This is a genomic window from Pseudomonas putida (assembly GCA_041071465.1).
GTDB lineage: Bacteria > Pseudomonadota > Gammaproteobacteria > Pseudomonadales > Pseudomonadaceae > Aquipseudomonas > Aquipseudomonas putida_P.
The window spans coordinates 1,072,674-1,082,106 of record CP163498.1 but is presented as its reverse complement, the minus strand read 5'-3'; the positions used below and the strand labels follow the sequence as shown (position 1 = coordinate 1,082,106).

Sequence of the window (9,433 nt, the reverse complement as noted above, 5' to 3'; positions counted from 1 at the left end):
ATGCAAGGCGCGATGATACGTCAGCAGCAACCCGTTACCGGCCGTAGCAAGCCGGTGCCGCGTGGTGCCAGCCGGCTGGTGGCCGACGAGCCCGTATCGGCGCGCCTGCCACGGCCAAGCCTGGGCGGCCTCAAGCGCCTGCTGTGGCCGGTGCTGCTGGTGGCGGCCGGTTTTGGTGCCTACGAGGGCGCCATTCGGCTGATGCCGTACGCCGACCGGCCCATCACCAAGATCGACGTGCAGGGTGACCTCAGCTACATCAGCCAGCAGTCGGTGCAGCAGCGTATCGCGCCCTACGTGGCGGCAAGCTTCTTCAGTGTCGACCTGCCGGCGATGCGTGCCGAGCTTGAGCAGATGCCCTGGATCGCCCATGCCGAAGTGCGCCGGGTGTGGCCCGACGAGGTGGTGATCCGCCTGGAAGAGCAACTGCCGGTAGCCCGCTGGGGTGATGAAGCTTTGCTCAACAACCAGGGCCAGGCCTTTACCCCGCGCGAGCTGGCCAACTACGAACACCTGCCGCAGTTGGCCGGGCCGCAGCGTGCGCAGCAACAAGTCATGCAGCAGTATCAGGTATTGAGCCAGATGCTGCGCCCCCTGGGCTTTTCCATCGCTCGCCTGGAGCTGCGCGAGCGAGGCAGCTGGTTCCTGACCACCGGTGCGAGCAGTGCCGGGCCGGGCATCGAGCTGCTGCTGGGGCGCGACCATCTGGTGGAGAAGATGCGCCGTTTCATTGCCATTTACGACAAGACACTCAAAGACCAGATCACCACTATCGCCCGCATTGATCTGCGTTATTCCAACGGACTTGCCGTTGGTTGGCGGGAACCGATTGCACCGACGACGGCCCAACCCGCCGTTGCGAAGAATTAGAGAGAGGCAGGACCATGGCAAACGCGCATAGCGGCAAAATGATCGTCGGGCTGGACATTGGCACCTCCAAGGTGGTGGCGCTGGTGGGCGAAGTGGGCGAAGACGGCACCCTGGAAATCGTCGGGATCGGCACTCATCCGTCCCGTGGCCTGAAGAAGGGCGTGGTGGTGAACATCGAGTCCACCGTGCAGTCGATCCAGCGCGCCGTGGAAGAGGCACAGCTGATGGCCGGCTGCCGCATTCACTCGGCGTTCGTCGGCGTGGCTGGCAATCACATCCGCAGCCTGAACTCCCACGGTATCGTCGCCATCCGCGACCGCGAGGTCAGCGTGGCCGACCTGGAGCGCGTACTCGACGCCGCTCAGGCCGTGGCGATTCCGGCCGACCAGCGCGTGCTGCACACCCTGCCGCAGGATTACGTGATCGACAACCAGGAAGGCGTGCGCGAGCCGCTGGGCATGTCGGGCGTACGCCTGGAAGCCAAGGTTCACGTGGTCACCTGCGCGGTCAACGCGGCGCAGAACATCGAGAAGTGCGTACGCCGCTGTGGTCTGGAAATCGACGACATCATCCTCGAGCAGCTGGCTTCGGCCTATTCGGTACTGACCGATGATGAAAAGAGCTGGGCGTGTGCCTGGTGGACATCGGTGGCGGCACCACCGACATCGCCATCTTCACCGAGGGTGCCATCCGCCACACCGCAGTCATCCCGATTGCCGGCGACCAGGTGACCAACGACATCGCCATGGCCCTGCGTACCCCTACCCAGTACGCCGAAGAAATCAAGATCCGCTACGCCTGCGCCCTGGCCAAACTGGCCGGCGCCGGCGAGACCATCAAGGTGCCGAGTGTGGGCGACCGCCCACCGCGTGAGCTGTCGCGCCAGGCCCTGGCCGAGGTGGTGGAGCCACGTTACGACGAGCTCTTCACCCTGATCCAGGCCGAACTGCGCCGCAGCGGCTACGAGGACCTGGTGCCGGCCGGCATCGTGCTCACCGGCGGCACCGCGAAGATGGAAGGCGCCGTGGAACTGGCCGAGGAAATCTTCCATATGCCGGTACGCCTGGGCGTACCGCACAGCGTTCGGGGGCTGAGCGACGTGGTGCGCAACCCGATCTATTCCACCGGCGTGGGCTTGCTCACCTATGGCCTGCTGAAGCAGTCCGAGGACCTGGTCCTGACCGGTAACAGCAACAGCAGCAACAACAGCTATGGCGATGAACCGAAGGCCCCAGTGCTTGAGCGCTTCAAGAAATGGGTCCAGGGCAACTTCTAAGTTTCAAAGCAGTAGTGGTAGGCGCAACAACTAGAGAACTGTAAGGAGAGGGAAAATGTTCGAGCTCGTAGACAACGTCCCGCAAAGCCCGGTCATCAAGGTGATCGGCGTTGGTGGTGGTGGCGGCAACGCCGTCAATCACATGGTCAAGAGCAGCATCGAAGGCGTGGAATTCATCTGCGCCAACACCGATGCCCAGGCGCTGAAAAACATTGGTGCGCGCACCATTCTGCAATTGGGCACTGGCGTGACCAAGGGCCTGGGTGCTGGTGCCAATCCGGAAGTCGGCCGTCAGGCCGCGCTGGAAGACCGTGAGCGCATCGCTGAAGTGCTGCAAGGCACCAACATGGTGTTCATCACCACTGGCATGGGCGGCGGTACCGGTACCGGTGCAGCGCCGATCATTGCCGAAGTGGCCAAGGAAATGGGCATTCTCACCGTAGCCGTGGTGACCCGTCCGTTCCCGTTCGAGGGTCGCAAACGTATGCAGATCGCCGATGAAGGCATCCGCATGCTGGCTGAAAGCGTCGACTCGTTGATCACCATCCCCAACGAGAAGCTGCTGACCATCCTGGGCAAGGATGCCAGCCTGCTGTCCGCCTTCGCCAAGGCTGACGATGTACTGGCCGGTGCCGTGCGCGGTATTTCCGACATCATCAAGCGCCCTGGCATGATCAACGTCGACTTTGCCGACGTGCGTACCGTAATGGGTGAGATGGGCATGGCCATGATGGGTACTGGCTGCGCCAGCGGCCCGAACCGTGCGCGTGAAGCCACCGAAGCCGCGATCCGCAACCCGCTGCTGGAAGACGTCAACCTGCAGGGCGCGCGCGGCATCCTGGTGAACATCACCGCAGGCCCGGACCTGTCGCTGGGTGAGTACTCCGACGTGGGTAGCATCATCGAAGCCTTCGCCTCTGACCACGCGATGGTCAAGGTCGGCACCGTGATCGACCCGGACATGCGCGACGAACTGCACGTGACGGTCGTGGCCACTGGCCTGGGCGCGCGCATCGAGAAGCCTGTGAAGGTAGTCGACAACACCCTGCAGACCGCCCAGCAGGCGTACGAAGCGTCCAACCCTGCGCCGGCCCGCCAGGAGCAGCCAGCGGTCAACTACCGTGACCTGGAGCGCCCGACCGTAATGCGCAACCAGGCCCATGCAGGTGCTGCCGCAGCCGCTAAACTGAACCCTCAGGATGACCTGGACTACCTCGATATCCCGGCTTTCCTGCGTCGTCAGGCTGATTAATGGAATTTATCAGGGGTATAAAGGTGATTGGTATTCATCAAAGGTTGGGTCTGTTATCATCCCCAGCCTTTGTTGATACCTGTTCGCAATTTGCGCTGAAGCGGCCAATGCCATGATTAAACAACGCACCCTGAAGAATACCATCCGTGCCACAGGTGTCGGTCTGCACTCCGGGGAGAAGGTTTACCTGACCCTCAAGCCTGCACCTGTTGACACCGGCATCGTCTTCCGCCGCGCCGACCTCGACCCTGTGGTCGAGATCCCTGCGCGTGCGGCCAACGTCGGCGAGACAACCATGTCGACGACGCTGGTCAACGGTGACGTCAAGGTCGATACGGTCGAGCACCTGCTCTCCGCCATGGCGGGCCTGGGCATCGATAACGCCTACGTCGAGCTCTCCGCCTCGGAAGTGCCGATCATGGATGGCAGCGCCGGACCCTTTGTATTTCTGATTCAGTCTGCCGGCCTGGAAGAACAGGACGCAGCCAAGAAGTTCATCCGCATCCTGCGTGAGGTAACTGTGGAAGAGGGCGACAAGCGCGCCACATTCCTGCCTTTCGAAGGGTTCAAGGTGAGCTTCGAGATCGACTTCGATCACCCGGTGCTTCGCAACCGGACCCAAAGCGCCAGCGTCGACTTTTCCAGCACCTCGTTCGTGAAGGAAGTCAGCCGCGCGCGTACCTTCGGCTTCATGCGTGATATCGAGTACCTGCGCAAGCACAACCTTGCGTTGGGTGGCAGTGTCGAGAACGCCATCGTGGTCGATGAGGACGGCGTGCTCAACGAAGACGGCCTTCGTTACGAAGACGAATTCGTCAAGCACAAGATCCTCGACGCCATCGGCGACCTGTACCTGCTGGGCAACAGCTTGATTGGCGAGTTCAAGGGCTACAAGTCCGGCCACGCGCTGAACAACCAGTTGCTGCGCAAGCTGATTGCTGAAACCGATGCCTGGGAAGTGGTCACTTTCGAAGATGCCAGTACGGCACCGATCTCGTACATGCGCCCTGTTGCGGCCGTGTAAGTTCGAACACTCTCTCTAGTGTTGTAATCAAGGCCACCTTCGGGTGGCCTTTTTTATGGCTTGTGCTGAGCGTGGGCTGCCAGCCGTTCCAGCGCTGCGCGCAGCTTGGGGTCGGTGATGCCCTCGGCGGTATCGCGCAGGCTCTCGGCCGCGCTGTTCGACAGCTCTGCGGCGTGCCCACCACGCTTGGCCGGCACCAGCGGCGGCTGCACCTTGAACAGGATGCGCCTGAGGTTGCCGAAGGCTTCCATGGCCTGCAATGCCGCCAGCAAACGCTTCTGCTGGTAGCGCAGGCGGGTTGCCCAATGGCCGTCGGTCACCACCAGCAACAAGGTGCCATCACGCCACGACGCCACGTGACAGTGCTCGCGGGCCGCCGGTTGCAGTTGGCTTTCCAGCAGGCGCTGCAGGTGCTCCAGGCGCTCGGCCTGGTTCAGCAGCAGGCGCAGTGGGCGCACCTGGCGCAGCAGGGCGGAGGGCGGCTGGGCGGGGGAGGGTTTGTAGGCCATGGGGTACGCATGAGATGGCAAGAGCGGCAGTTTAACACCTCTATAGCCTGTGGCGGCCGTTCGCGGGCAATGCAAGATACGAGTCATTCTCGATACGTTTCATGAACACGGGCCTTGAACTCAGGGAAAATGCCCCTATCTAAAACAAGCCCCCGCCAAAACGCTGTAATAGCATCGTGGAAATCCACCACTTTCCTCACCATCGTTTCCGGGTAGAATGCTCGTTCGCATGCGGCCTTAGGGCTGCACGGGCGACTCATGGGGCCGCCCTCCATCCCTACGTGTGGAAGATCCTGCCGATATGTTTGCGCCTTTGTTAAAAAAACTTTTTGGAAGCAAGAACGAGCGTGAAGTCAAACGCATGCTCAAGACGGTGAGTATCGTCAATGCCTTCGAAGAGAAGATGGTGGCCCTCTCCGACGAGCAGCTGCGGGGCAAGACCGCAGAGTTCAAGGAGCGCCTGGCCAAAGGCGAGACACTGGACCAATTGCTGCCCGAAGCCTTCGCCGTGGCCCGTGAGGCCGGCAAGCGCGTAATGGGCATGCGCCACTTCGACGTGCAGCTGATCGGTGGTATGACCCTGCACGAGGGTATGATCGCAGAAATGCGCACCGGTGAAGGCAAGACCTTGGTCGGTACCCTGGCCGTGTACCTCAACGCATTGTCCGGCAAGGGCGTGCACGTGGTCACCGTCAACGACTACCTGGCCCGCCGTGACGCCAACTGGATGCGCCCGCTGTACGAGTTCCTCGGCCTGTCGGTCGGTATCGTCTCGGCCTTCCAGCCGCCGGAAGAAAAGCGCGCCGCTTATGCGTCCGACATCACCTACGGCACCAACAACGAATTCGGTTTCGACTACCTGCGCGACAACATGGCGTTCAGCCAGGAGGAGAAGTTCCAGCGTGAACTGAACTTCGCCGTGATCGACGAAGTCGACTCGATCCTCATCGACGAAGCGCGTACCCCGCTGATCATTTCCGGCCAGGCTGAAGACAGCTCCAAGCTGTACATCGAAATCAACCGCCTGATCCCGCGCCTGACCCAGCACATCGAAGAGGTCGAAGGCCAGGTCACCCAGGAAGGCCACTTCACCATCGACGAGAAGAGCCGTCAGGTCGAGCTGAACGAGGCCGGTCACCAGTTCATCGAAGAGATGCTGACCCAAGCGGGCCTGCTGGCCGAAGGCGAGAGCCTGTACTCCGCCCATAACTTGGGCCTGTTGACCCACGTTTACGCTGGCCTGCGCGCGCACAAACTGTTCCACCGCAACGTCGAGTACATCGTCCAGGACGGCCAGGTCCTGCTGATCGACGAGCACACCGGCCGTACCATGCCGGGCCGTCGTCTGTCCGAGGGCCTGCACCAGGCCATCGAGGCGAAAGAAAACCTGAACATCCAGGCCGAGAGCCAGACCCTGGCTTCGACCACCTTCCAGAACTACTTCCGCCTGTACACCAAGCTGTCCGGCATGACCGGTACCGCCGACACCGAAGCGTTCGAGTTCCAGTCGATCTACGCCCTCAACGTGATGGTCATTCCGCCGAACAAGCCGCTGGCGCGCAAGGACTTCAACGACCTGGTGTACCTGACCGCCGACGAGAAATACGCCGCGATCATTGCCGACATCAAGGAAAGCATGACCAAGGGGCGGCCGATCCTGGTGGGTACCGCGACCATCGAAACTTCCGAGCACATGTCGAACCTGCTCAAGAAGGAAGGCATCGACCACAAGGTACTGAACGCCAAGTACCACGAAAAGGAAGCCGAGATCATCGCGCAAGCGGGTGCTCCGGGTGCCCTGACCATCGCCACCAACATGGCTGGCCGTGGTACCGACATCCTGTTGGGCGGTAACTGGGAAGCCGAAGTGGCCGCCCTGGAAAACCCGAGCGCCGAACAGATCGCCCAGATCAAGGCCGACTGGCAGAAGCGTCACCAGCAGGTGATCGAGGCCGGTGGCCTGCACGTAATCGCCTCCGAACGTCACGAATCGCGTCGTATCGACAACCAGCTGCGTGGCCGTTCCGGCCGTCAGGGCGACCCAGGCTCCAGCCGCTTCTACCTGTCGCTGGAAGACAGCCTGATGCGCATCTTCGCCTCTGACCGGGTGAAGAACTTCATGAAGGCACTGGGCATGCAGTCGGGCGAGGCCATCGAGCACCGCATGGTCACCAACGCCATCGAGAAGGCCCAGCGCAAGGTCGAGGGCCGCAACTTCGACATCCGTAAGCAACTGCTCGAATACGACGACGTGGCCAACGAGCAGCGCAAGGTGATCTACCACATGCGCAACAGCCTGTTGGCCGCCGAGAACATCGGCGACACCATCGTCGAATTCCGCCAGGAAGTTCTGGACGCTACCATCAGCCAGCACATTCCGCCGCAGTCGCTGCCCGAGCAGTGGGACGTGGCCGGCCTGGAAGCTTCGCTGGCCAGCGATTTCGCCATGAAGCTGCCGATTCAGCAGTGGCTCGACGAGGATGATCACCTCTACGAAGAGACCCTGCGCGAGAAGCTGCTTAACGAAATCACTACCGCCTACACCGAGAAGGAAGACCAGGCCGGTATCGAAGCCCTGCGTACCTTCGAGAAACAGATCCTGCTGCGCGTGCTGGACGACCTGTGGAAAGACCACCTGTCGACCATGGACCACCTGCGTCACGGTATTCACCTGCGCGGCTATGCGCAGAAGAACCCGAAGCAGGAGTACAAGCGCGAGTCGTTCAGCCTGTTCCAGGAGCTGCTGGAGTCGATCAAGCGCGACACCATCCGCGTGCTGTCGCACGTACAGGTTCGCCGCGAAGACCCTATCGAAGAAGAAGCCCGCCTGCGTCGCGAGGCCGAAGAACTGGCCAGCCGCATGCAGTTCCAGCACGCCGCCGCACCGGGCCTGGAAAGCGAGCAACTGAGCGAGGAGGGTGCCGAAGTGGCGGTAGCCGCGGCGCCAGTACGTAACGACCAGAAGTTGGGCCGCAACGAACCGTGCTGGTGTGGTTCGGGCAAGAAGTTCAAGCATTGCCACGGGCAGATCGAGTGATCTGATCCACTCGCAGTAACGTGACAAATCCGGGGCCGCCGCGCGGCCCATTCGCGGCACAAGGCCGCTCCCACAAGGACCGCGCCGCATTCTAGGCTGCGATGCCCTTGTGGGAGCGGCCTTGTGCCGCGAATGGGGCGCGAAGCGGCCCCGTTCTTCCATCATCATTTCACCGTTTTTCTAGGAGCGCTCTAATGGCTGTTGGTCTTGGTCCTTTGCCCACCCTGCACCCGGTTCCGGGTTTTGAACTCGGCATCGCTTCTGCCGGCATCAAGCGCCCAGGGCGCAAGGATGTGGTGGTCATGCGCTGTGCCGAAGGCTCCAGCGTGGCTGGCGTGTTCACCCTCAACGCCTTCTGCGCGGCGCCGGTGATCCTGTCCAAGCAGCGCGTTCAGGGCACCGTGCGCTACCTGCTGACCAACACCGGTAACGCCAATGCCGGTACCGGCGCGCCAGGCCTGGCCGCAGCCGAACGTACCTGCGCCAAGCTGGCCGAGCTGGCGGGTGTGCCAGCTGAATCGGTATTGCCGTTTTCCACCGGCGTGATCGGCGAACCACTGCCGGTCGAGAAGATCGAGGGAGCACTGCAGGCCGCCCTCGACAACCTGTCGGAAAACCACTGGGCTGAAGCCGCCACCGGCATCATGACCACCGACACCCTGCCCAAGGGCGCCAGCCGCCAGTTCCAGCACGAAGGCGTGACCGTTACCGTGACTGGCATCAGCAAGGGTGCAGGCATGATCCGCCCGAACATGGCCACCATGCTCGGCTACATCGCCACCGACGCCAAGGTTGCCCCTGCGGTGCTCAAGGACCTGATGCTGGACGGCGCCAACAAGTCGTTCAACCGCATCACTATCGATGGCGACACCTCGACCAACGACTGCTGCATGCTGATCGCCACCGGCAAGGCCAACCTGCCGGAAGTGACCGAAGCCAGCGGCGCGCTGTTCGAAGCGCTGAAAAAAGCGGTGTTCGAAGTGTGCATGGAAGTGGCCCAGGCCATTGTCCGTGACGGCGAAGGCGCCACCAAGTTCGTGACCGTGCAAGTCAACGGTGGTGGCAACCACCAGGAGTGCCTGGACGTCGGCTACGCCGTGGCCCATTCGCCGCTGATCAAGACTGCGCTGTTCGCCTCCGACCCGAACTGGGGCCGTATCCTTGCCGCCGTTGGCCGTGCCGGCGTACCGGAGCTGGACGTGAGCTTGATCGACGTGTACCTGGACAGTGTGTGCATCGCCAGCAAAGGCGGCCGCAGCCCAAGCTACACCGAAGCGCAGGGTTCGGCAGTGATGGCCCAGGAGGAGATCACCATCCGTATCGAGCTGGGCCGTGGCCAGTGCAGCGAAACCATCTGGACGACCGACCTGTCCCACGAGTACGTGAAGATCAACGCCGAGTACCGTACCTGATCGAAAATGGGGCCGCGTTGCGGCCCAATCGCGACACAAGGCCGCTCCCACAA

6 protein-coding genes and 1 pseudogene are annotated in these 9,433 nt (G+C 62.1%); 6 read left to right on the top strand and 1 reads right to left on the bottom strand.

Going from position 1 to position 9,433, the window contains the following annotated elements:
• From AB5975_04995 to lpxC, 4 genes and pseudogenes are all read left to right on the top strand, one after another.
• A complete protein-coding gene (locus tag AB5975_04995; protein XDR21261.1) occupies positions 1-870 on the top strand; it encodes a cell division protein FtsQ/DivIB in 870 nt (289 codons plus the stop codon).
• A 14-nt stretch (positions 871-884) separates the two neighbouring features.
• Positions 885-2,146: pseudogene (ftsA, locus tag AB5975_04990) on the top strand (cell division protein FtsA).
• Positions 2,147-2,201: 55 nt separating this feature from the next.
• Entirely contained in the window at positions 2,202-3,398 is a 1,197-nt protein-coding gene (ftsZ, locus tag AB5975_04985) for a cell division protein FtsZ (protein ID XDR21260.1), read from the top strand.
• Between the two features lie 112 nt (positions 3,399-3,510).
• On the top strand, positions 3,511-4,422 hold the full coding sequence (gene lpxC, locus AB5975_04980; protein XDR21259.1) for a UDP-3-O-acyl-N-acetylglucosamine deacetylase: 912 nt from the start codon (positions 3,511-3,513) through the stop codon (positions 4,420-4,422).
• Between the two features lie 53 nt (positions 4,423-4,475).
• Here the strand turns inward: lpxC and AB5975_04975 are convergent, their stop codons facing one another.
• Positions 4,476-4,931 (bottom strand): DUF721 domain-containing protein, encoded by a 456-nt coding sequence (locus AB5975_04975; protein ID XDR21258.1) that lies wholly within the window; start codon positions 4,929-4,931, stop codon positions 4,476-4,478.
• 301 nt (positions 4,932-5,232) lie between these two features.
• Between AB5975_04975 and secA the strand changes: the two genes are divergently transcribed.
• Both secA and argJ read left to right on the top strand, forming a co-directional pair.
• Positions 5,233-7,968 carry a preprotein translocase subunit SecA gene (gene secA, locus AB5975_04970; protein ID XDR21257.1) on the top strand — a complete coding sequence of 912 codons (2,736 nt, stop codon included), beginning with the start codon at positions 5,233-5,235 and terminating at the stop codon, positions 7,966-7,968.
• 194 nt (positions 7,969-8,162) lie between these two features.
• Complete coding sequence (gene argJ / locus AB5975_04965) at positions 8,163-9,380, top strand: bifunctional glutamate N-acetyltransferase/amino-acid acetyltransferase ArgJ (protein ID XDR21256.1); 1,218 nt, start codon at positions 8,163-8,165, stop codon at positions 9,378-9,380.
• The last annotated feature ends 53 nt before the right edge of the window (positions 9,381-9,433 follow it).

What these genes read in the sequence shown, in the direction of transcription:
- argJ (XDR21256.1), top strand. Translation starts at nt 8,163, where the DNA reads ATGGCTGTTGGTCTTGGTCCTTTGCCCACCCTGCACCCGGTTCCGGGT.
- AB5975_04975 (XDR21258.1), bottom strand. Translation starts at nt 4,931, where the DNA reads ATGGCCTACAAACCCTCCCCCGCCCAGCCGCCCTCCGCCCTGCTGCGC.
- AB5975_04995 (XDR21261.1), top strand. Translation starts at nt 1, where the DNA reads ATGCAAGGCGCGATGATACGTCAGCAGCAACCCGTTACCGGCCGTAGC.
- lpxC (XDR21259.1), top strand. Translation starts at nt 3,511, where the DNA reads ATGATTAAACAACGCACCCTGAAGAATACCATCCGTGCCACAGGTGTC.
- ftsZ (XDR21260.1), top strand. Translation starts at nt 2,202, where the DNA reads ATGTTCGAGCTCGTAGACAACGTCCCGCAAAGCCCGGTCATCAAGGTG.
- secA (XDR21257.1), top strand. Translation starts at nt 5,233, where the DNA reads ATGTTTGCGCCTTTGTTAAAAAAACTTTTTGGAAGCAAGAACGAGCGT.